This window comes from Bacillus sp. B15-48, assembly GCF_016879755.1.
Classification (GTDB): domain Bacteria; phylum Bacillota; class Bacilli; order Bacillales; family Cytobacillaceae; genus Mesobacillus_B.
Genome location: NZ_WOFU01000001.1, coordinates 1000700 through 1022656 on the forward strand (window position 1 = coordinate 1000700; position 21957 = coordinate 1022656).

General features: G+C 41.6%; 22 protein-coding genes. 4 read left to right on the plus strand and 18 right to left on the minus strand.

What is annotated here, in order from left to right; translation table 11 throughout:
• Positions 1–76: 76 nt before the first annotated feature.
• The 7 genes from rpmE to GNT69_RS04560 form a co-directional block, all read right to left on the minus strand.
• The gene (rpmE, locus tag GNT69_RS04530; protein WP_203553741.1) at positions 77–283 is read right to left on the minus strand and encodes a 50S ribosomal protein L31; all 207 of its coding nucleotides are present in this window, start codon (positions 281–283) and stop codon (positions 77–79) included.
• Between the two features lie 161 nt (positions 284–444).
• Positions 445–1713, minus strand: a complete 1269-nt coding sequence (gene rho / locus GNT69_RS04535; RefSeq protein ID WP_203553742.1) for a transcription termination factor Rho — start codon at positions 1711–1713, stop codon at positions 445–447.
• A gap of 255 nt (positions 1714–1968) precedes the next feature.
• Complete coding sequence (glpX, locus tag GNT69_RS04540) at positions 1969–2931, minus strand: class II fructose-bisphosphatase (RefSeq protein WP_203553743.1); 963 nt, start codon at positions 2929–2931, stop codon at positions 1969–1971.
• A 56-nt stretch (positions 2932–2987) separates the two neighbouring features.
• Positions 2988–4274, minus strand: a complete 1287-nt coding sequence (locus GNT69_RS04545; protein WP_203553744.1) for a UDP-N-acetylglucosamine 1-carboxyvinyltransferase — start codon at positions 4272–4274, stop codon at positions 2988–2990.
• A 223-nt stretch (positions 4275–4497) separates the two neighbouring features.
• Complete coding sequence (fsa, locus tag GNT69_RS04550) at positions 4498–5142, minus strand: fructose-6-phosphate aldolase (RefSeq protein ID WP_203553745.1); 645 nt, start codon at positions 5140–5142, stop codon at positions 4498–4500.
• Positions 5143–5245: 103 nt separating this feature from the next.
• Positions 5246–6103, minus strand: coding sequence for a class II fructose-bisphosphate aldolase (locus tag GNT69_RS04555; RefSeq protein WP_203553746.1), 858 nt, complete (start codon positions 6101–6103; stop codon positions 5246–5248).
• A 269-nt stretch (positions 6104–6372) separates the two neighbouring features.
• The gene (locus GNT69_RS04560; protein ID WP_203553747.1) at positions 6373–6738 is read right to left on the minus strand and encodes a response regulator; all 366 of its coding nucleotides are present in this window, start codon (positions 6736–6738) and stop codon (positions 6373–6375) included.
• Between the two features lie 178 nt (positions 6739–6916).
• On the opposite strand from GNT69_RS04560, the gene GNT69_RS04565 reads away from it, so the two are divergent.
• Positions 6917–7441 carry a DUF2529 domain-containing protein gene (locus GNT69_RS04565; protein ID WP_203553748.1) on the plus strand — a complete coding sequence of 175 codons (525 nt, stop codon included), beginning with the start codon at positions 6917–6919 and terminating at the stop codon, positions 7439–7441.
• 737 nt (positions 7442–8178) lie between these two features.
• Here GNT69_RS04565 and GNT69_RS04570 read toward each other — a convergent pair.
• The 9 genes from GNT69_RS04570 to GNT69_RS04610 form a co-directional block, all read right to left on the minus strand.
• The gene (locus GNT69_RS04570) at positions 8179–9780 is read right to left on the minus strand and encodes a CTP synthase (RefSeq protein ID WP_203553749.1); all 1602 of its coding nucleotides are present in this window, start codon (positions 9778–9780) and stop codon (positions 8179–8181) included.
• A 246-nt stretch (positions 9781–10026) separates the two neighbouring features.
• Positions 10027–10587 (minus strand): DNA-directed RNA polymerase subunit delta, encoded by a 561-nt coding sequence (gene rpoE, locus GNT69_RS04575; RefSeq protein ID WP_343206451.1) that lies wholly within the window; start codon positions 10585–10587, stop codon positions 10027–10029.
• 101 nt (positions 10588–10688) lie between these two features.
• Entirely contained in the window at positions 10689–10859 is a 171-nt protein-coding gene (locus tag GNT69_RS04580) for a hypothetical protein (RefSeq protein WP_203553751.1), read from the minus strand.
• 131 nt (positions 10860–10990) lie between these two features.
• Positions 10991–11614 carry a TetR/AcrR family transcriptional regulator gene (locus GNT69_RS04585; protein WP_203553752.1) on the minus strand — a complete coding sequence of 208 codons (624 nt, stop codon included), beginning with the start codon at positions 11612–11614 and terminating at the stop codon, positions 10991–10993.
• A 24-nt stretch (positions 11615–11638) separates the two neighbouring features.
• Entirely contained in the window at positions 11639–12763 is a 1125-nt protein-coding gene (locus tag GNT69_RS04590) for an acyl-CoA dehydrogenase (RefSeq protein ID WP_203553753.1), read from the minus strand.
• Positions 12764–12834: 71 nt separating this feature from the next.
• Positions 12835–12978, minus strand: coding sequence for a hypothetical protein (locus tag GNT69_RS04595; protein ID WP_203553754.1), 144 nt, complete (start codon positions 12976–12978; stop codon positions 12835–12837).
• A gap of 59 nt (positions 12979–13037) precedes the next feature.
• On the minus strand, positions 13038–13889 hold the full coding sequence (locus GNT69_RS04600) for a 3-hydroxybutyryl-CoA dehydrogenase (RefSeq protein ID WP_203553755.1): 852 nt from the start codon (positions 13887–13889) through the stop codon (positions 13038–13040).
• Positions 13890–13916: 27 nt separating this feature from the next.
• Positions 13917–15101 carry an acetyl-CoA C-acetyltransferase gene (locus GNT69_RS04605; RefSeq protein ID WP_203553756.1) on the minus strand — a complete coding sequence of 395 codons (1185 nt, stop codon included), beginning with the start codon at positions 15099–15101 and terminating at the stop codon, positions 13917–13919.
• A 167-nt stretch (positions 15102–15268) separates the two neighbouring features.
• A complete protein-coding gene (locus GNT69_RS04610; RefSeq protein ID WP_203553757.1) occupies positions 15269–17389 on the minus strand; it encodes a heterodisulfide reductase-related iron-sulfur binding cluster in 2121 nt (706 codons plus the stop codon).
• A gap of 236 nt (positions 17390–17625) precedes the next feature.
• On the opposite strand from GNT69_RS04610, the gene cls reads away from it, so the two are divergent.
• Together cls and uvsE are read left to right on the plus strand one after the other, a co-directional pair.
• Positions 17626–18825, plus strand: a complete 1200-nt coding sequence (gene cls / locus GNT69_RS04615) for a cardiolipin synthase (protein ID WP_343206452.1) — start codon at positions 17626–17628, stop codon at positions 18823–18825.
• A gap of 26 nt (positions 18826–18851) precedes the next feature.
• Positions 18852–19805 (plus strand): UV DNA damage repair endonuclease UvsE, encoded by a 954-nt coding sequence (gene uvsE / locus GNT69_RS04620; RefSeq protein WP_203553758.1) that lies wholly within the window; start codon positions 18852–18854, stop codon positions 19803–19805.
• Positions 19806–19902: 97 nt separating this feature from the next.
• Here the strand turns inward: uvsE and GNT69_RS04625 are convergent, their stop codons facing one another.
• Positions 19903–20262, minus strand: coding sequence for a 2Fe-2S iron-sulfur cluster-binding protein (locus GNT69_RS04625; protein WP_203553759.1), 360 nt, complete (start codon positions 20260–20262; stop codon positions 19903–19905).
• A 195-nt stretch (positions 20263–20457) separates the two neighbouring features.
• Here GNT69_RS04625 and GNT69_RS04630 point away from each other — a divergent pair, with 195 nt between their 5' ends.
• Positions 20458–20922: a hypothetical protein gene (locus tag GNT69_RS04630; RefSeq protein ID WP_203553760.1), complete on the plus strand. Its 465-nt coding sequence runs from the start codon at positions 20458–20460 to the stop codon at positions 20920–20922.
• Positions 20923–21099: 177 nt separating this feature from the next.
• Here the strand turns inward: GNT69_RS04630 and GNT69_RS04635 are convergent, their stop codons facing one another.
• Positions 21100–21948 (minus strand): family 1 encapsulin nanocompartment shell protein, encoded by an 849-nt coding sequence (locus GNT69_RS04635; protein ID WP_203553761.1) that lies wholly within the window; start codon positions 21946–21948, stop codon positions 21100–21102.
• Between the last annotated feature and the right edge of the window lie 9 nt (positions 21949–21957).

The window sequence follows — 21957 nt, forward strand, 5'->3', positions numbered from 1 at the left end:
TTATTTTCCTGATAAACCAATAAAAAACAGGCAAGAATGCCTGTTTTTTGAAATTTTACCTTTGAGTTTAAAAATATTACTGGTTTTTAAGGTTGTATTTTTTGTTGAAGCGGTCAACACGTCCACCAGCTTCAGCAAATTTTTGACGTCCAGTATAGAATGGATGACATTCTGAACATGTTTCCACGCGAAGCTCGTTCTTTACAGAACCTGTTTCGAATGTGTTTCCGCATGCACAAGTCACCTTGATTGTCTTGTAATTTGGATGAATTCCAGCTCTCATTCCTTTTCAGCTCCTTTTGCCCTGAATCATTTGCTGAAACAGAGTTATATTCTCGAGGCATAAACATGATGCCTGCTATTGTTTAAAAAAACACGCTGTCGTTATTATAGCAAGCTGAACTCATTTTATCAAGCTTGTTTTTATCAATTGTCAAAACTTGCCTAACGCTTATTGCCTGCTTTCATTTCCTCAGTTAGCTGGGCAAAAAATTCTTCGTTTGACTTCGTTTGCTTTAGTCGACGCATGAATTTTTCAACAAAATCTGGGGAATCAGACATCGTTTTACGAAGTGCCCAAAGAATATCAAGCTGTTCTTTCGGCATAATCAGCTCTTCCTTCCGTGTTCCCGAGCGGCGAATATCAATCGCAGGGAAGATTCGGCGTTCAGCAAGTGAACGGTCAAGATGCAATTCCATATTTCCTGTTCCTTTAAATTCCTCATAAATGACATCATCCATCCGTGAGCCGGTATCGACGAGTGCCGTGGCAAGAATCGTTAAGCTTCCGCCTTCCTCGATATTACGGGCGGCACCGAAGAATCGTTTCGGACGGTGAAAAGCGGCTGGGTCAATCCCCCCAGAAAGCGTTCGTCCGCTTGGCGGAATCACCAAGTTATACGCACGCGCCAGACGAGTAATACTATCCATCAAAATAACAACGTCACGTTTATGTTCGACGAGGCGCATCGCGCGGTCAAGCACAAGCTCTGCCACTTTAATATGGTTTTCCGGAACTTCATCAAATGTCGAGCTAACAACATCGCCAGTTACAGAACGCTCAATATCAGTTACTTCTTCTGGACGCTCATCAATTAAAAGAACAATTAATTCAGCTTCCGGATGATTTGTCGTAATGCTGTGAGCAATTTCTTTTAACAGCATCGTTTTCCCGGCTTTTGGTGGTGCAACAATTAACCCACGTTGCCCAAATCCGACAGGGGCAAGCAAATCCATGATGCGGGTAGAAATATGCTTTGGCTTTGTTTCTAATTTCACTTGGCGATCAGGATACAATGGCGTAAGTCCTGGGAAGTGAACACGTTCCTTTGCCGTTTCCGGATCATCGCCGTTAACCGCTTCTACGTGCAGCAAACCAAAATAGCGTTCATTTTCCTTTGGTGGTCGTACTTTTCCGGAGACTTTATCTCCATTACGCAAATCGAAACGGCGAATTTGCGATGCGGAAATATAAATATCCTCAGAGCTTGGCGAGTAATTTATGGGACGCAAAAATCCAAATCCTTCTGATTGGATAATCTCCAAGACACCTTCCATAAAGAAATAGCCTTGTTGCTCTGCTCTTGCTTTTAAAATCGCGAAAATCAGTTCCTTTTTTGACAATTTGCTATAATAAGAAACTTTGTATTCACGGGCGAGCTCATAAAGCTCTTTTAATTTCATATTTTCTAAACTAGAAATATTGACTTCCATATCGTCACCACACTTAATCGTAGTATTTCGTTTTCCTCCATAAAAAAAATAAGTAAATGAGTTCCAAGTACTATGGATGGAAAAAGAAGAAAAGAGTTCCATTGAAGGATGTAAGAAGGAATTGAAAGAAAAGCAGTTTATTCGAAGATCTTAAAAAGCAATTTAATTGTACCCTCTTTGGTTGTTATTTTTCAATAAAAATTTTTGTAGGATGCTCCCTTTTTATTCCTTGAGTAAAAAGGGAGCGTATTTTTGTTATTTTATGACGAGATGAGGTTTCTTTTTCAGGCTATGCTGCCCTTCAATAAAGCGAAGCGTTCCAGACTTGGCACGCATGACGATTGAATGAGTCGTCGCCACATTTCCTTTAAACTGGACACCTTTTAACATTTCGCCATCCGTAATCCCCGTTGCGGCAAAAATTGCGTCATCACCTTTGACAAGGTCTTCCATTAATAACACTTTGTTTACATCAAGTCCCATTTTAATACAGCGCTCCGCCTCCGCATCGTTTTGCGGAACGAGCCTTCCTTGAATTTCACCACCGAGACATTTTAACGCAATTGCAGCAAGTACGCCTTCAGGAGCGCCTCCTGCTCCGAATAAAATGTCCACACCGGTGTAGTCAAATGCTGTATTGATGGCTCCGGCAACATCGCCGTTATCAATTAATTTAATCCGCGCTCCTGCTTCACGAATTTGCTGAATGATGTGTTCATGACGCTCTCTTTCTAGCACCGTCGCTACGACATCTTCTAAGTCTTTATTCTTCGCCTTGGCAACTGCCCGCAAATTGTCAAGTATAGAAGCATTGATATCAATCATCCCGACGGCCTCAGGTCCGACAGCAATTTTATCCATGTACATATCCGGTGCATGCAAAAGATTGCCATGGTCAGCAATTCCGACAACAGCTAGAGCGTTCCATCCCCCAGAAGCAACAATTTCCGTTCCTTCTACAGGATCGACCGCAACATCAACGCGGGGTCCATAGCCCGTCCCTAGCTTTTCTCCTATGTACAGCATTGGCGCTTCATCCATTTCGCCTTCACCAATCACAACGGTTCCTTTCATTGGTACCGTATCAAAAACATCCCTCATTGCCGAAGTAGCTGCACCGTCAGTTTCATCTTTCAAACCGCGACCCATCCAACGGGCTGAAGCAAGGGCAGCGGCTTCGGTCACGCGGACAAGCTCCATCGTTAAACTTCTCTCCATCAGTTTCTCCCCTTTTGTCTACTTGTTGTCGTCTCATGGATGGTCGAATCTGTATTTTATATATTTTTCAATTGTTCTTGTTCTTCTTTTGACAACTTTTCACGCCATGCCGTTGCACCAAGACCATTTAATTTTTCGACTAAATGACTATAGCCACGATCAATATGCTCAAGACCAGTCACTTCGGTAACCCCTTCGGCCATTAACCCCGCAATGACGAGAGCGGCACCTGCGCGTAAATCACTCGCCTTCACTTTTGCCCCCTGCAGTTGAACAGGACCGTTGATGATCGCCGATCTCCCCTCAACCTTGATGTTGGCATTCATACGCCGCAGCTCATCGATATGTTTAAACCTTGCGTCATAAATGGTATCGGTTACAACACTCGAACCTTCTGCTTTTGTTAAAAGTGAAGTAAATGGCTGCTGCAAATCCGTTGGAAATCCTGGATAGACAAGTGTTTTAATATCAATTGACTTATATTTGTCGGTTGCACCAACAAACACTTGATCATCTCCAGTTTCAACATGGACGCCCATCTCTTTCAGCTTGGCGATGAGTGACTCAAGATGAAGTGGGATGACATTGTCAATTAGAATCCCTTGTCCAATGGCAGCGGCTAAAATCAGAAAAGTTCCCGCTTCAATGCGATCAGGAATAATCGTATGGCGACAACCGTGGAGATGATCGACGCCTTCAATCCGAATCACATCTGTTCCGGCCCCTTTAATCTTTGCGCCCATATTCGTTAAAAGTGTCGCAACATCAATGATTTCCGGTTCTTTTGCAGCGTTTTCAATAATCGTTTTTCCCTTTGCACGAACAGCTGCGAGCATAATATTAATCGTTGCGCCGACGCTGACAACGTCAAGGTAAATTCGCGCTCCGCGCAATTCCTCTGCACGCAGATAAATCGCTCCTTGCTCATTACTTACTTTCGCACCGAGCGCTTCGAACCCTTTAATATGCTGGTCAATCGGCCTTGGGCCTAAATAACAGCCCCCTGGCAGACCAATCACTGCTTTTTTAAAGCGACCGAGCATCGCACCCATGAGGTAATAAGAGGCCCTTAGCTTTTTCACTTTTCCATTCGGCAAAGGCATGGAAATCATGGCTGAAGGATCGACTGTCATTTGATTGTCTGAAAACTCAGTAACCCCACCGATTTCTTCCATTAAACCTTGTAAAATATGGACATCGGAAATATCAGGCAACCCTTCAATCGTAACAGGTGATTCAGCTAAAATCGTAGCGGGAATCAGTGCGACTGCACTGTTTTTCGCTCCACTGATTCGGACTGTCCCTTTTAACGGATACCCTCCTGCTATTTTAAGCTTTTCCATTTTTGACTCCCTTCTATGCCGTGCTGTAAATTGTTCGCATGATGAGATTTAGGCTTGTCCAAACTACGTTTAGACAGAAACCTCCCATCTTTTGTTAAAGTGCTTACAAGCATTATTCACCAACATGAGTAAAAATAATCCAATCAGCATATATATCCACTCTTAGTTTACACGAAAAGTGGGCGCAGTTGTGAAAAATACAAAAGTTTATCGTCTGAACAAATTAGGAACGTTTTTCCCAATCAGCTAGGAAGGCTTCAATTCCTTTATCTGTTAACGGATGGTTAAAGAGTTGCATGATCACCTTATATGGGATCGTTGCGATATGTGCTCCTTGTAAGGCTGCTTCGGTTACATGTTGAGGGTGACGAATCGAAGCGGCAATAATTTCTGTGTCAATTCCGTGAATTGCAAAAATATCGGCAATCGTTGAAACTAGGTCCATGCCATTTTGACCGATATCATCCAGTCTACCTAAAAACGGCGAAACATATGTCGCCCCAGCTCTTGCCGCAAGCAAAGCTTGATTCGCACTGAAAATGAGGGTAACGTTTGTTTTAATCCCTTCTTTTGCAAAGGTTGCAACTGCTTTTAATCCATCTGGTGTCATTGGAACTTTTACAGTGATGTTTGGCGCAATCGCAGCAAGCTCACGACCTTCTTTAATCATGCCTTCGGCGTCAAGCGCAATTACCTCTGCAGAAACAGAACCAGGGACTAACTCCGTAATTTCTTTTAAACGTTCATGAAAGCTTACATTTTTTTCTTTTGCAACGAGCGATGGATTTGTTGTTACCCCAGCAACGATTCCCAATGAATGTGCTTCGCGGATTTCTTCCATATTGGCTGTGTCAATAAAAATTTTCATAAATAAAGCGCCTCCATTCGACAAAATTTTCAGTTTTTATTTTATGTAGGAAAACCGCCTGCATCGTTGAGGCGGTTTTTTTCCATTGTATTTACTCTTTTACTTACGCTTTTCCGTTTGAACCAAATTCGCGGATTTTGCCAATAACTGTTTGTTTAATTGTTTCACGCATAGGTCCGAGGAATTTACGTGGATCATATACTTCTTGATCTGCTGCTAATACTTCACGAACGGTTTTCGTTGAAGCAATTTGATTTTCTGTATTTACATTGATTTTCGCTGTTCCGAAAGAAATCGCTTTTTGAATATCCTTAACTGGAATTCCAGTACCACCATGAAGAACGAGCGGTACACCGGCAACTTTATTGATTTCTTCCATTTCTTTGAAGCCAAGGTTTGGCTCGCCTTTGTATGGTCCATGAACGGAACCAAGTGCAGGAGCTAGGCAATCAATGCCCGTGCGTTCTACAAGCTCTTTACATTCATTAACGTCTGCATAGATAACACCCTCTGCAATTACGTCATCTTCTTGACCGCCAACTGTTCCAAGTTCTGCTTCAACTGATACACCTTTTGAATGTGCATATTCAACCACTTTTTTCGTCGTTTCAACGTTTTGTTCGAAAGGATCATGAGAAGCATCGATCATGACGGATGTAAAACCAGCGTCAATCGCCTCTTTACACTTATCAAAGCTTGAACCATGATCAAGGTGAATCGCAACAGGAACAGTAATTTTATAGTCTTCAATAAGTCCTTCAACTATTTTCACAATCGTTTTGAACCCACCGATATAGCGAGCAGCACCTTCGGAGACACCTAGGATGACTGGAGATTTTTCTGCTTCAGCAGCTTGCAGAATCGCTTGAGTATATTCTAGGTTGTTGATGTTAAATTGTCCTACTGCATACCCTTCCGCATTTGCTTTTTTTAACATTTCTGTCATTGAAACTAAAGGCATTGATTTTCCTCCTTCAATCGAATCATTTCACGTTTTGATAGACTTCCGTAAAAGGATGCCCTCTATGCTGATTGTTTATGTAAAAAGTATGAATCAACAATGGAGAATTCTTTTGGAATTCATAAGTATCATACCAAAACATCACCGATACATGAAGGGTTTTTGTCTGTTTTACAAAAATATTATTGGTAAACGCTCTCATAATTTTCAATTATTTGAATTGTGCTGAAAACCCGTTCGATTTGCTGAACGGGCTTGATTTTATGTATTTAATCCGCCTTTATATACTTTTTTACCGCTACGCGAATATCATCAATATCGAATGGCTTCGCAAAATGGGTTAACGCCCCAAGATTCATTGCCTCTTGAATCATGTCCAGTTCTCCATGTGCAGTCATAATGATGACGCGAATTTCTTCATCTTTTTGTTTCAATCGCTTTAAAATTTCAATTCCATCCATCCCTGGGATTTTCATATCAAGTAAAACAAGGTCTGGTGAATGTTGTTCAACAATTTCAAGAGCCTGCATGCCATTTGCTGCTTGAAACGTATCGTACCCCTCTCTTTGCAGCACTTCGTTTAGCAAGATGCGAATTCCAAATTGATCATCTACGATTAAGACTTTTTCTGCCATGCCGCTTCCCCCTTAAGTACGTTTGATTAATTTTTAACTACATATCATTCTCTGTCCTCAAGCTATATTGTTCGCTTCTTATTTCCCAAAATCCTGCATCAATGGGAAAAACTTTCTTTTCAGTCTATTTTACCTCTATCCTTTACAATACTATAATCAGTTCATGGAGGCGATAGAAATGTTAAAGATGTTTTCAACTCAGCTTAGTGGGTTGTTCAAAAGATTGCAAGATCATGAGGAGTTTGCGATTGAAGATGCAGCGAGGCTAATGGCACAAGCGGCAGTTGGCGAAGGAGCCATTTATGTTTATGGAAACAAAGAAATGGGTGCTGTTCCTTTAGAAGCTGTTCATGGTGCCGAACCTTTGCACCGAGCGATTGCGTTGGATGCTGAAAAAATCGAGCAGGTAACGATTGCCGACCGGGTGTTACTTGTTACCCGCGAGGCGAATGATCCTGACGCAGTTTCTATCGGGCAAAAGCTTGTCACGATGGGAGTTCCGTTTGTCGCTGTTTCGACTGTTCAAGCTGACGAAGATGGACTTGAATCTCTAGCCGATGTACATATTGATTTAAAACTAACGAAAGGCATACTGCCGGGAGAAACAGGCGAACGCTTCGGAATACCCACTTCAATCGCTGCCTTATTTGTTTATTACGGGATGAAATTTGCGATTGAGGAAATGCTCGTGGAATATGAGTGAAACACGGGGACGGTTCTGCCGTTTCACTATTTTTTTCCATGTCAGAGTTTCCCCACAGAACAATTTTGTTTCACCGCGTAATCATAATGTTGATTAAGAAAATTTATTGCGAGTACTTGGATAAAATGCGTTTTTGGGCCTGGTTTGTTTTATACGAGTCTTGGATTAAAAGTTAGAATGGGCACTAAAATAGGTAATTTTTATTGCTAGTACTAGGATTAACCGCAATTATCGAGCTGGTTTTATACTAGTACTTGGATTAAAGCGATTTTTGGCGGTTTTTTATTGCTAGTACTGGGATTAAAGCAGCCTTCTGACCTTCTTTTATTGCCAGTACTCGGATTAACAGCTCATTTTATAGCGTTTTATTGCGAGTACTAGCAATATATCAACAAATTTTATTGTTTTTAATGCTAGTACTTGGATTAAAACTCGCGTTACCAGCATTATCGCTCAAAAAACCTATGGATCCGCTCAATCAGTTAAAAGTTCATCCAAAGACATTAATAACCTTTTCTGGAAAGAACATACTACTTTTATTAAGTACTTGGATTAAAAAGCGCGTTACTAGCCAAAAACCTATGAAACTCTTCGGCCAAATTTTAAGTAATGATTAAAACTCGATTGTTCTTTTAGCAGCGTGACTATGCTCTAACCAAGCATTTTCACTAGTCCGCAACACATCCAAAATCCAAAACGGCCGCTCAGCATATAAAGCTGAACGGCCGTTCCTTTTTTTATCGCTTATTGTTTAGCGAAGCTTTTACGAAGTCGCGGAACAATGGTTGCGGACGCGTTGGTCTTGATTTGAATTCTGGGTGGAATTGACAAGCAACGAACCATGGGTGATCTTGAAGTTCGATAATTTCGACTAAACGACCATCTGGGCTTGTACCGGAGAAAACAAATCCGTTTTGCTCCAATTGCTGACGATACTCATTATTGAATTCGTAGCGGTGGCGATGACGCTCGTATACAACTTCATCATCATAAGCAGCATATGCTTTAGAGCCCTCTGCCAACTTACATGGGTAAAGGCCGAGACGAAGCGTTCCACCAAGATCCTCAACATCTTTTTGTTCTGGTAAAAGGTCGATCACCGGATGTTTCGTCTCCGGATCGATTTCCGCTGAATGGGCACCAGCCAATTTGGCAACATTTTGGGCAAATTCAATTGACGCGAGCTGCATGCCTAAGCAAATACCGAAAAACGGAACCTTTTGCTCACGCGCATATTGAATGGCGAATAGCTTTCCATCAATTCCGCGATCACCGAAGCCGCCAGGAACTAAAATTCCATCAGCATCGCCAAGTAGGCTGCTCACATTTTCAGCGTTCACTTCTTCAGAATTGACCCACTTAATATCAATATCACTGTCATAAGCATAGCCCGCATGACGCAACGATTCAACGACAGAAATATACGCATCTTGAAGTTCCACATATTTCCCTACTAGGGCAATCTTCGTTGTTTCTCTTAAATTTTTCACTTTGTCAACAAGCTGTGTCCATTCTGTCATATCCGCTGTTTTACATGGAAGCTGCAAGTGATTGCAAACGATTTGATCAAGGTGTTGACGTTGTAAATCGAGTGGGATTTCGTATAATGTCTCCGCATCAGGACACTCAATCACAGCCTCTTTATTAATATCACAGAACAGGGCAATTTTATCTTTCATGTCTTGAGAGATTGGCATTTCCGTACGGAGGACGATTGCATTTGGTTGAATCCCAAGACTACGAAGTTCCTTTACGCTATGCTGTGTTGGCTTTGTTTTTAGCTCGCCGGCCGCTTTAATATACGGCACAAGTGTGCAATGAATGTACATGACATTTGTGCTGCCAACATCACTGCGAATTTGACGAATCGCTTCTAAAAATGGCAATGACTCAATATCGCCGACTGTTCCACCGATTTCAGTGATGACAACATCAGCATGGGTTTCTTTCCCAGCGCGGAACACTTTATCTTTTATTTCATTTGTAATATGAGGGATGACTTGAACCGTGCCGCCAAGATAATCACCGCGACGTTCCTTCTTCAATACCGTTGAATACACTTTCCCTGTTGTCACGTTTGAATACTTGTTTAAATTAATGTCAATAAAACGCTCATAATGACCAAGGTCGAGATCCGTTTCCGCACCATCATCCGTAACGAATACTTCCCCGTGCTGATACGGACTCATTGTTCCAGGATCAACATTAATATATGGATCGAATTTCTGAATCGTTACCTTTAAGCCTCTGTTTTTTAATAATCGACCAAGAGATGCAGCTGTAATCCCTTTTCCTAATGACGATACGACCCCGCCAGTTACAAAAATATACTTTGTCATAATGGTCCCCCTCTTTTTCATGTAGTGTGTACTAGTTGCTAATATTTCATTTTAATTTTTGGAGCATGGATTTTGATTCACTATTAAAATTTTCCCTAAAAAACAAAAAAAAACGCCCCACAGCAATAGTATGGGGAGCGTTTTATGCTTATATATGACCGTTCCTTTTTAAGGAGCCCAAAAATGATTCTACAGGCGACCGTTTGAAAAGTCAAGCTGTTAATTTACGGTTCAAAAAGAACAAAATTACTGTTCTTCTTCGTCGTCGGCTTCCTCTTCTTCATCAAGATCTTCCTCGTCGATATCGAGATCTTCCTCTTCCTCATCGTCGATAAGATCATCATCAAACTCTTCTTCTTCTTCTTCTTCCTCTTCAAAGTCATCATCTAAGAGGTCGTCATCTTCGAGATCATCATCAAACTCATCCTCGAACACTTCCTCTTCTTCGAGATCTTCAATGTCATCGAAGTCATCTTCAACCGCTTTCTTTTTCGCCTTTTTCTTACGAGGCTTTACTGGTGTAATGACATCCTCTTCGGCCTGGTCAACTGGATACCAAACACGAAGACCCCAGCGGTTTTCACCAAGGTTTAAAAACCTTCCATCTATGTTTAAGTCTGTGTAGAATTGAATCATTCTCTCTGTTGCTTCTGCCTCATTCAAACCGAGGGTCTTTTCGATCTCAGCAACCAAATCGTTGAAGCTAACAGCCTGTTTTTTTCCTTCTAAAAGTTTAAATGCAACTTCAATGAAAGACATTTCTTGAAGTTCTTCTTTTGAATATTGGTCTAGGCTCAATACTCGCACTTCCTTTCTATCAATTCACACTCTTAATCGAGCATTCAATCCGAAAAGCATATTCTTCATTATAAACAATTTTATCCTGTTTATGCCAGCGTTTTATACGTTTACTCTTTTTTATCTTTTCTCTTCTTTCCGTAGTTAAATAGACGATAAGACAACATGAAAAAAAAGATCGCCAATAAAAGAAACGAAATCGCTCCAAGCTGGAGTTTATATAAAAACAGAAACAACCCAATTGTCACTGCAGCTCCGACAATCGTAAAAAAGAACTTCAATACGGTCACATCCTACAGGATTAAATGTTTAAAAAGTATGTACGTACTCATTATATATTTATTTTACCAAGATAGAAATGGAAAAATGGCTTGTAATTGCTACAAGCCATTTTTCCTTGTCCCGCCTAGTTTTATTTCGTTTGCTTCATTCCATGAAAAAGCAGGTCAATTTGCAAGTCGATATACTCTTGCAGGGAAAATTCTTTTTGCAACGCCCAGCGCCGGAACGCCCACATTTGTCCTTGAACAAAGATGTTATGAGCAATCATCTTAATCTGACTTTCGGTTAAGTGAAGTTCTCCCTTGTCAACACAACTTTTAATCACATCTTCAAACATTCCGACCATCGCGATTTCTTTATTTAAAACAGATGGGAGCGTGTCCTTCGTCAGCGATTTTGCTTCCTGGTACATGACGAGGACTTCTTCCTCCATCTCCGCCATCTGCTGGAAATAAAAGAAAATGCCTCGCTTCAGACTTGCCACCGTTCCTTGATTCGTATCTAAATCTTTTTGCAGTTGATCGCGAATCTCGTCATACATCCTGTCAACAACTAAATATAAAATGTCTTCCTTTTTTCGGATATATTCGTAGAGTGTGCCGATACTAAAGCCTGAAGCACTGGCAATTTCCCTTGTCGTCGTGCGATGAAATCCTTTTTCCTTAAAAAGGTTCACCGCCCCTTTTATCATTTGATCACGTCTTTTTTTAATTAGGCGCTCATCTTTTACCGAGGCGTACACCTCCCGTTTCATGCTATTTGATCCCCCTTATATGATTTAAGTCGTTAACATTCTTGAGATGACAAGACGCTGGATTTCCTGTGTTCCTTCATAAATTTGGGTGATTTTTGCATCACGCATGAAACGCTCAACTGGATATTCCTTCGTATAACCATAGCCGCCAAACACTTGAACCGCTTCAGTTGTCACCTTCATCGCTGTATCTCCAGCAAATAACTTAGACATCGCCGACTCTTTTCCGTAAGGCAGTCCAACCGATTCTAGCCATGCAGCCTGATAGGTTAATAGTCTTGCAGCTTCTACTTGTGTTGCCATATCTGCTAGTTTAAAACTAACCCCCTGTTGTTTGGCAATCGGCTTCCCAAACTGGATGCGTCCTTTCGCATATTCGACAGCTGAATCTAAAGCACCTTGGGCAATTCCGACAGCTTGTGCGGCAATTCCATTTCGACCGCCATCAAGCGTCATCATCGCTACTTTAAAACCCTCGCCCACTTGTCCAAGAACATTTTCTTTCGGAACACGGCAATCTTCGAAAATAAGTTCCGTCGTCGGTGACGAACGAATTCCCATTTTCTTTTCTTTCTTCCCTACAGAAAAGCCTGGGAACTCACTTTCAACGATAAACGCTGTCGTTCCTTCTTCTGCGACCGCAAACACGATATAAATGCCTGCTTCACCGCCATTGGTGATGAAAATTTTCGCCCCATTAAGGATATACTCGTCGCCAACTAGTTTGGCCGTTGTTTTCATGCCGCCAGCATCAGAACCGCTTCCAGGTTCCGTTAAACCGTAAGCTCCAATAATCTCACCTTGAGCCATTGGTCTTAAATACTTCTGTTTCTGCTCTTCTGTACCGAATTTGAAAATTGGCCAACCTGCCAACGATGTATGTGCGGATAATGTCACGCCTGTAGATGCACAGACACGCGAAAGCTCTTCAATGGTAATACAGTACGCTAAATAATCGCTGCCAATTCCGCCATACTCCTCCGGCCACGGAATACCTGTAAGGCCAAGCTCCGCCATTTTATCGAAAATACCGCGGTCAAAGGTTTCCTCCTCATCACGTACAGCAGCAGATGGTGCAACCTCATTGTTAGCAAAATCGCGGACCATTTTACGAATCATTTCATGTTCTTCAGTTAATTTAAAATTCATCTCAATTCCCCCACTATTTTCTAATTTTTTTCCGAATTCATGCTTTTATTCGTATATTTTCATTGCCGAATTCATGCTGTTATTCGGATTCTTTCTTTTGCTAGATTCATGCTGTGCTTGGCTTTTTTCTTTGCGAGCTCATGCTGTGATTTGTATTTTTCTTTGCGAGATTCTTGCAACAATTGGTATTTTTCTTTGCGTAATTCTTGCAACAATTTTTATTTTCCTTTGCGTAATTCTTGCAGCAATTTGTATGTTTCTTTGCATAATGCTGTTATTCGTATTGATAGAAACCGCGACCCGTTTTGCGTCCAAGGTAGCCAGCTTTTACATATTTCCTTAATAATGGACAAGGACGATATTTCGGGTCACCATACCCTTCGTAAAGCGTTTCCAATACAAAAAGACAAGTATCTAAACCGATTAAGTCGGCTAGCTTCAGTGGACCCATCGGATGGTTCATTCCTAGCTTCATTACCTCATCGATTGCTTCCTTTGTCGCAATCCCTTCATTTAAAACAAAGATTGCTTCATTGATCATCGGCACTAAAATCCGGTTTGAGACAAATCCTGGAGCATCATTCACTTCCACTGGCACCTTGCCAATCGTTTTCGTTACGTCTTCAACTGTTTTGTACACCTCATCGATTGTCGCAAGTCCACGGATGATTTCGACGAGCTTCATCACAGGCACCGGATTCATAAAATGCATGCCAATCACTCGTTCTGGGCGTTTCGTCGCCGCAGCAATTTCTGTAATCGGCAACGAAGATGTATTCGTTGCTAAAATCGCATGTGCTGGGGTAATTTCATCAAGTTGGGCAAAAATCGCCGCTTTAATTTCCATGTTTTCAACTGCAGCTTCAATGACGAGATCAACTGTTTTAGCATCATCGATATTCGTTGAGGCCGTTAACCGGTCACTGATCTCTTGTACCTGCTTTGCTGTTAGCCGTCCCTTTTCAACTTGGCGCAATAAATTTTTCTTGATTCCTCCGAGACCACGTTCGACAAACTCGGCCTTCAAGTCATTCAAAATTACTTTATACCCAGCTGCCGCACATACTTGAGCAATCCCTGATCCCATCTGTCCAGCACCTATTACCATAATTTGTTGTACGTCCATGTTGCTCCCCCTATCTATGACTCTCGTTTATGATTTAACTTCGATCATGATTGCATCGCCTTGACCACCGCCGGAACAAATCGCAGCAATCCCAATGCCACCTCCACGGCGCTTTAACTCATTCATTAACGTTAAAATAATTCGTGCACCACTCGCGCCAATCGGATGGCCAAGCGCTACTGCTCCACCATTTACATTGATTTTTTCTGGGTCGAGCCCGGCAATTTGCTTGCTGGCAAGCGCAACAGCTGCAAATGCTTCATTAATTTCAAATAAATCGATTTCATCAACGGTCTTACCTGATTTTTTTAATAGTTCATTAATGACGATTCCTGGTGTTTTCGGGAAATCCTTCGCTTCCGTCGCAATCGCTGTATGGGCAAGGATGATTGCTTCTGGCTTCCTGCCTTCTTTGGTAGCACGTTCTTCGCTCATCAACACAAGTGCAGCTGCTCCATCATTGATTCCTGGTGCATTGCCAGCAGTAATTGTGCCGTCATGGTCAAACACAGGTCTTAACTTTTGCAAGCCTTCAAATGAAGTATTTTTACGCGGCGCTTCATCTTTGTCAAAAAGGACTGGTTCCCCTTTTCGCTGCGGCACTTCAATCGGAACGATTTCCTCTGCAAACACACCTTTTTCAATCGCTTCTAACGCTCTTTGGTGGCTTCTTAATGCCCACTCATCTTGAGCGGCACGGCTAATTTCCAGTTCAGCAGCGACGCCATTTCCATAGGTCCCCATATGAACACCTGTAAATGAACATGTGAGCCCGTCATGAATCATTAAATCTTTCACTTGACCATCACCCATTTTTAATCCCCAGCGTGCTTTCGGCATCGCATATGGGGCATTGCTCATTGATTCCATTCCTCCGGCAACGATGACTTCCTCCTCGCCTGAGCGGATGAGCACATCCCCGAGGGTAACGCTCCGCATTCCTGAAGCACATACTTTATTGATAAGTTCTGTGCGAACTTCCCACGGAATGCCAGCGTTTCTCGATGCTTGTCGCGATGGAAGCTGACCTTGTCCTCCTTGAAGAACATTTCCAAGAATGACTTCTCCGATGTCGGTAGGTGCTATATTTGCTCGCTCCAACGCCGCTTTAATAGCAAAACCGCCTAATTCTGATGCAGTAAAGCCACTTAAGCCACCTCCTAATTTTCCGAAAGCTGTTCTCGCTCCTGCTAAAATAACTGTTTTTGCCATCTTCCTTCCCCCTTTTTCGTTGTCGACTGAACGCTCGCTCGACATCAGCGCGCATCAATTCCCATTTCCCTTTTAAAAAAGATCCATGTTTCCGCAAAGAATCACCCTTCGCGGAAACACGTTTTTGCTGTCTAGCCAGATATGATTAAATTTTAATTGTGTGGAACTTAAGATACGACCTTTTCGCCCTCACCGAAGATCGATTTTTCAAGCAATTCTGCTACATCATACGTACTTACAGTATCTTCCACTTCTTTTGCCTTTGTTCCATCAGAAAGCATCGTTAAGCAATACGGACAGCCTGCTGAAATCACGGTCGGATTAACGGCAAGTGCCTGCTCTGTTCGAGCGACATTGATACGATGTCCAGTATCATCTTCCATCCACATCAAGCCACCGCCGGCCCCACAGCACATCGCTTCCTCACGATTACGCTCCAATTCCTTCAATTGAACACCAGGAATTGCTTTAATGATATCGCGCGGCGCGTCAAATACTTCGTTGTAACGGCCGAGATAACAAGAATCATGGAAGGCGATCGTTTCATCGATGGAATTTTTCGGAACAAGCTTTCCTTCTTTGACAAGCTCCGCTAACAATTCCGTATGATGATAAACTTCCGCTTCAAAGCCAAAATCAGGGTACTCATTTTTAAAGATGTTATATGCATGCGGATCAATCGTGATGATTTTCTTGACATCGTTTTTCTCAAACTCGGCAATATTATTTGTTGCTAACTCTTGGAAGAGGAACTCATTTCCAAGTCGTCTCGGTGTATCGCCGGAGTTCTTTTCTTTATTTCCTAAAATCGCAAACTTCACGCCGGCCTCATTTAATAATTTCGCAAAACTTAACGCAATCTTCTGACTTCTGTTGTCGAATGATCCCATTGAGCCGACCCAGAATAAGTATTCAAATTCGTCGCCTGCTTTTTTCACTTCTTTTACCGTCGGGATGACAACATCTTCACGAAGTGTACGCCAGTTTTCCTTCTCTTTACGATTCAAGCCCCATGGGTTTCCTTGACGCTCGATATTCGTCATCGCACGCTGAGCATCAGGATCCATTTTCCCTTCTGTCAGAACGAGATAACGACGCAAATCTATAATCTTTTCAACATGCTCGTTCATTACTGGACATTGGTCTTCACAGTTTCGGCATGTTGTACAAGCCCAAATTTCTTCTTCAGTAATAACTTCGCCAATTAGACTTGGTTCATAAGCAAGACCGACAGCTGCTTCTTCAGCACCCTTACCTGAACTCGCAAGTGCAAGGCGGTTTCCGGTTGTATTCGCAAAGGCAAATGCCGGTACCCAAGGCTGCTTTGAAGTGACCGCGGCACCATAATTCGTCAGATGGTCACGCATTTTTACAATTAAATCCATCGGCGATAACATTTTTCCTGTTCCTGTTGCTGGACACATATTTGTACAACGTCCACATTCAACACATGCGTAAAAATCAATCATTTGTTGTTGCGTATAGTCGGTGATTTTTCCGACCCCGAATGATTCTGCTTCTTCGTCTTCAAAATCAATTTTCGAAAGTTTTCCTATTGAACCGTTTTTCTTAACAAAAATATTGACCATTGCAAGGAGCTCGTGGAATTGCTTTGATTGCGGAACGAACACCATAAATGAGAAGACAACCAACATGTGAACCCACCACATCGCATAAAATAAAACCTGCCCTGCAGTTGCGCCAACACCAGCAAATAAAACGGCAACAATTCCAGAAAACGGTGCATAAACAAAGTTTGGCTCCATTCCTAGCATTACTTGTTCAAAACCTAAGCCTAAAAGAATCGAAAAGGATAGGATAAACAAAGCGATATAGACAAATGCTGCTTTTCCATCACGCTTCCATTGTAGGCGATTTAGTTTTTCGCCATAGCGACGGTAAAATGCATAGATAATTGCCACCATCATCAAAAATGTTGTCCACTCCTGGATGAGACTGAAATATTTATGCGCAGCACCTAGAGGAAATTCATATCCATTAATAAACCCTTTTATAATTAACTCGAGGAGTCCTACTTGGATAATAAAAAACCCATAAAATAAAATAAGATGCATAATACCGCTTTTCTTATCTTTAAATACTTTCCGCTGTCCAAAAGCATTAATTAACAGTGCGTTGACCCTTTCTTTTAAGTCGAGAGTAAACTCTGATTTTTTCCCGAGCTTAATATACTGGATTCTTGTCATGATGACATAGACAAATAAACTGATCGCATAAACAATGACAAAGATAAGCGCGATCAAGTTAATCCATAGAAGACCACTCATTTTTTTACCCCTTTCTTTTTTGTTTTTTATTATACATGAAAATTTCAAAAGAATAAAATTTTCAGAAAATATCTTATCTCTATTATAATATGAGCGAGCGCTCAGTCAACCATTTTTTATAAAAATTTACTATTTCTTTCCTTGTTGTCTTACGGTCATATATATTGTCTTTTCGGTAACAATAATAAAAACCCTGCATTTCCTTGTAAAACTTTAAATAAAGGAGCCGGATTGCTGTGGAGATTGCATTTTGGATACTAGTCATTTTAATTGGCATCACCCTATTGCTGGCACTCGACTTTACCATTGGAAGAAGACTTCATCTTGCTAAGGTGAATAAAACGTATTTTCCTGTAAGAAAGAGTCAGCTTGGCATCTTCACACACGGACCGGAACTGTTTGAAGATTATTTTGCCGAGTTGAGAAAAGCAAAAGAGCATATTCATATCCTGTTTTATATCGTTAAAAATGATGAAATCAGTCATAAATTCCTCGCGATTTTAAAAGAAAAAGCGAAGGAAGGCGTCGAAGTTCGCCTGCTTGTTGATTGGGTTGGCTGCAGCATCTCACGAAAAAACATTAAAAAGTTAAAAGCGCACGGTATCGAATTCTCGTACAGCCAAGTTCCAAAGTTTCCGTTTTTATTTTACAACTCGCAAATTAGAAACCACCGCAAAATTACTGTCATCGATGGCAAAATTGGCTATGCGGGCGGATATAATGTCGGCAATGAATACGTCGATCAAGATAAAAAGTTAAATCCATGGCGTGATTACCATCTAAAGCTGACTGGCGAAGGCATACAGGATTTACAGAAAAAATTCCTTTTAGATTGGGAACGCGCCACAAAAGTCAATTTGCTGCATAACCAACAATATTTTCCTTCCTTACAACAAGGAGAAACCCGTCATCAATTTGTTCCGTCAGAAGGTAAACAATTAGAGGCAATTTTAGATGAATTACTTTCGGTGGCCGAACGTTCGATATTCATCGGTACCCCGTATTTTATTCCGAGTGAAAAAGTTTTTAACCGACTGCTTTCTGCACTTGATCGTGGCATATCAATTACCATTCTCGTCCCCTTTAAGGCCGACCATATCCTCGTGAAGGAAGCTTCATATACGTATTTGCGCAAGCTCATTAAAAAAGGGGCCTCCGTCTATCAGTATAAAAAAGGCTTTTATCATGCAAAAGTCCTTGTCATCGACGATAAATTTTGCGACCTCGGCACTGCCAATTTTGATAAACGCAGCATGTTCTTAAATTTTGAGCTAAATTGTTTAATTTTTAATCGTGAGTTCATTGAACGGGTGCAGACGATTTTGCATCAAGACTTGCAAGATTCACGTCCAGTTGCCCTAAGAGATTTGAACCGCTTCAATCCGTTCAGGAGTTTAAAAGAACGAGCCGCACAGACGGTCTCCTATTTTTTATAAGGTTCTTATGTGGAAAGGAGTTTACCATGTTCATCCGCTTCGGTTATGTTTCAACGGCGATTTCCTTATGGGAAGCCTCCCCATCACGAACGATGACCTTCACCCGCTATCGCCAATTACCAAAAGCGGAGCGGATGGAAAAGCTTTTGACCATAACACGCCTCAATCTTGAAAGTACAGAACGAATGATTCATTATAATCTTGCTCATCAACTTCCATTGTATCGGTTTTCTAGTTCCATCGTCCCACTCGCGACCCATCCAGAGGTGCGCTGGGACTTTGTTACTCCGTTTGTAGATGAATGGCGGCGAATCGGAAACCTCGCCAAAGCAAAGGGGTTGCGGACAAGCTTTCACCCAAATCAATATACACTTTTTACATCGACAAGACCCGAAGTCTCCGACAATGCCGTCATCGATATGAGCTATCATTACGAGATGCTTGAAGCAATGGGGTTAGAAAACGATGCGGTCATCAATATTCATATTGGCGGCGCCTACGGAAATAAGCCAGAGACATTGGTTCGCTTTCATAAAAATTTACAAAAGCTGCCGCTGGCGATTAAACATCGGATGACATTGGAAAACGACGATAAAACATATGATGCTGAGGAAACATGGCGGACTTGTCAAAAAGAGGAGATACCGTTCGTGTTTGATTACCATCATCACATGGCCAATCCTTGTGAAATGCCGCTTGAGGAGCTGCTTCCTGCCTGCTTCTCTACATGGAAGCGAATCGGCATGCGCCCAAAAATCCATCTTTCGTCCCCAAAGTCGGAAAGCGCCTATCGTGCCCATGCCGATTATGTTGATGTTGAATTTGTTAAACCACTCATCAAGATCGTCCGTGAACTCGGCGAAGATGTCGATTTTATGATTGAAGCAAAACGAAAAGACCAAGCCGCCTTGGCCTTGATCGAAAATCTAAGTAAAATCCGTGGCATCAAACGCATCACCGGCGGAGTTTTGGAGTGTTAGCGAAACAGGGGGACGGTTCTGCCGTTTCCCTAATTTTTTCCATAACAAACCCCCATTGCGGTAACAGTTTACCCACAGGCGCGGGTCCCCTAAAAAGTCATTTCGCCACCGCTTGACAAGCAAGACGGTAATGACTTTGGATCTGTTCATTTAATTTTTCCTCTTCGAGATGATTAGGTGGGTGAAGATGTGAATCTCCAGCTAATACTTTTACCTTACACTTCCCACATACGCCTTTATTACAGCTATATTTCAATGGAATCTTTTGCTCTAGGGCCGCAGCTAAAATTGAATGCCCTCTCATCACCTCTACATGAAAAGCCTGTTGTTTTTGTTCCACTTTTACCGTCCGTTTTGTTTCGCTGATTGCTTGTCTTTCGGAAGCTTCAGGTGGCTGAATGAATACGTGTTTATTTGTCACTCCATACTTTAACGAACCAATTGTTAATTTTTTCATCTGTTCACCTTCCTTCGGTGTCTGACCCCCATTGCGGTAACGCTTTACTTGAGCGGGGGTCTGACCCCCAATTTCAATATTTTGTCACAAGCCCCCTATTGCCCTACGGTGTTTCCCTTTGTATAATAATGATAATGAAAATTATTCTCAATGGCGCGGATGATTCCTTAATCGTTAAAAAGAGGAGATGAAAACATGGCATATCAAATTAATGGGCTTAATGATATTTTTAAACTACTCAAAAATGAACGTAAAATTGGCGGTGCAACCGAAGTGAAAACTTTACGTCTTCGTACGGGCGAAGTTTATCGGAATGCCGTTATCACTCATATTGATTTATTCGGTTCGTCCATTTATTCAATTGGATTTATGACTGAAGATCAGCAAAACATGATTGTCAATATCTCTGAACTTAGTCTTATGGAAGAACCACGGCATAAAAAAATCTATGAATTAAAGAATCAAGCATATAAAAGTTTCAAAACTAAGGAAAAAGTGAAATACTTAAAGAAATTATTTAAAGTCAACCAAGATAGCATCAACCCTATTTTCCTTGAAGAGGCGAGAATGATGATTGAAGATATTAGTCTGACTGCCGCTAAAAATGAAGTTAACACCAACATCATTTATTCAACCAAGAAAATCCACTCCATTGCTTGAAAAAAAGCGCTGGAGCTGGATCATCGAAAACTTGAATTTTTAAAAACAGCAGGTCGCCTACCCTGCTGTTTTTTTACTAGCTAATTGGACTATATAAATTTTCCGAATTTGCCTTTCCTAACGCAACTACGCCTTTGTCTTCGTCCTAAGCGCTTGCCAATCATCGAGTTTTCGTTATTATTCCGAATCATCTTCTAAAGTACATATCGCTGTTGGGCGCTTTATTCTCGGAACAACCGTTTCATAGACACGGAAATAAAAATTCATATTATCTTGATCTAAGAAAACAGTATCAAAGTCACTTGCAATCGCTAAATCAATGTTTTGTTTTCCGGCATCAAGGACCACCCCTGTACCGCTCTTAATCATTGGCGATTGATAAATACCCGCTGTCATCAGCTCACGAATATGCTCAATCTCAAGCACATGCGTTCCTTGATGGACTCGGTGAATTAGCGCATACAATTCAGGTGACAGGACGAGCGCATACGGTCCAGTATGACTCATTCTAAGCAATTTATTTCTCGCTTCAACGACATCGCTAAATGCATTGCCTGATTCCATCCAATCGCTGCGAATATGGGATATTTTCCCTTTAACATTCATAATCCCTTGTATATCAAATTCCTTTGAACCGTTAAAAATCAAATCATCCTCAAGTAAGGCACATTGCTGCGCCGCGTTCGCTGAAGCGGAGAAATCAATCGGGCTGCCTATCGTTTTCGCTTGCTGAATATCGCGCCAATATAACATAAAATCTCTGTATAATAGCGGAATCGTCAAATTGATTCTTCTCGTAGGAACAGAAATCCCAAGCTCCTCACCGTGAAAACTTAAGGAACCTTGTTCAGGGTTTTCATAAATATCATTTGTTACTGATTGTACTCCCTCACCTAGAGGGCCGTAAATATCAATAAACCTTCTCCCGACTAGCTGCCTTTTTACACTTTCAAAAACCGTTTGGTCAAGCTCATGCCATTCCTCTCTCGAGAGAAAAGACTCGGAAAATTGAATCGACTTATCCATAATTATCAC

What these genes read in the sequence shown, in the direction of transcription:
- GNT69_RS04585 (WP_203553752.1), bottom strand. Translation starts at nt 11,614, where the DNA reads ATGAAACGGGAGGTGTACGCCTCGGTAAAAGATGAGCGCCTAATTAAA.
- GNT69_RS04555 (WP_203553746.1), bottom strand. Translation starts at nt 6,103, where the DNA reads ATGCCTTTAGTTTCAATGACAGAAATGTTAAAAAAAGCAAATGCGGAA.
- GNT69_RS04560 (WP_203553747.1), bottom strand. Translation starts at nt 6,738, where the DNA reads ATGGCAGAAAAAGTCTTAATCGTAGATGATCAATTTGGAATTCGCATC.
- glpX (WP_203553743.1), bottom strand. Translation starts at nt 2,931, where the DNA reads ATGGAGAGAAGTTTAACGATGGAGCTTGTCCGCGTGACCGAAGCCGCT.
- GNT69_RS04570 (WP_203553749.1), bottom strand. Translation starts at nt 9,780, where the DNA reads ATGACAAAGTATATTTTTGTAACTGGCGGGGTCGTATCGTCATTAGGA.
- fsa (WP_203553745.1), bottom strand. Translation starts at nt 5,142, where the DNA reads ATGAAAATTTTTATTGACACAGCCAATATGGAAGAAATCCGCGAAGCA.
- GNT69_RS04635 (WP_203553761.1), bottom strand. Translation starts at nt 21,948, where the DNA reads ATGGATAAGTCGATTCAATTTTCCGAGTCTTTTCTCTCGAGAGAGGAA.
- GNT69_RS04600 (WP_203553755.1), bottom strand. Translation starts at nt 13,889, where the DNA reads ATGGACGTACAACAAATTATGGTAATAGGTGCTGGACAGATGGGATCA.
- GNT69_RS04630 (WP_203553760.1), top strand. Translation starts at nt 20,458, where the DNA reads ATGGCATATCAAATTAATGGGCTTAATGATATTTTTAAACTACTCAAA.
- rpmE (WP_203553741.1), bottom strand. Translation starts at nt 283, where the DNA reads ATGAGAGCTGGAATTCATCCAAATTACAAGACAATCAAGGTGACTTGT.
- GNT69_RS04565 (WP_203553748.1), top strand. Translation starts at nt 6,917, where the DNA reads ATGTTAAAGATGTTTTCAACTCAGCTTAGTGGGTTGTTCAAAAGATTG.
- GNT69_RS04590 (WP_203553753.1), bottom strand. Translation starts at nt 12,763, where the DNA reads ATGAATTTTAAATTAACTGAAGAACATGAAATGATTCGTAAAATGGTC.
- GNT69_RS04545 (WP_203553744.1), bottom strand. Translation starts at nt 4,274, where the DNA reads ATGGAAAAGCTTAAAATAGCAGGAGGGTATCCGTTAAAAGGGACAGTC.
- uvsE (WP_203553758.1), top strand. Translation starts at nt 18,852, where the DNA reads ATGTTCATCCGCTTCGGTTATGTTTCAACGGCGATTTCCTTATGGGAA.
- GNT69_RS04610 (WP_203553757.1), bottom strand. Translation starts at nt 17,389, where the DNA reads ATGAGTGGTCTTCTATGGATTAACTTGATCGCGCTTATCTTTGTCATT.
- GNT69_RS04625 (WP_203553759.1), bottom strand. Translation starts at nt 20,262, where the DNA reads ATGAAAAAATTAACAATTGGTTCGTTAAAGTATGGAGTGACAAATAAA.
- GNT69_RS04605 (WP_203553756.1), bottom strand. Translation starts at nt 15,101, where the DNA reads ATGGCAAAAACAGTTATTTTAGCAGGAGCGAGAACAGCTTTCGGAAAA.
- rho (WP_203553742.1), bottom strand. Translation starts at nt 1,713, where the DNA reads ATGGAAGTCAATATTTCTAGTTTAGAAAATATGAAATTAAAAGAGCTT.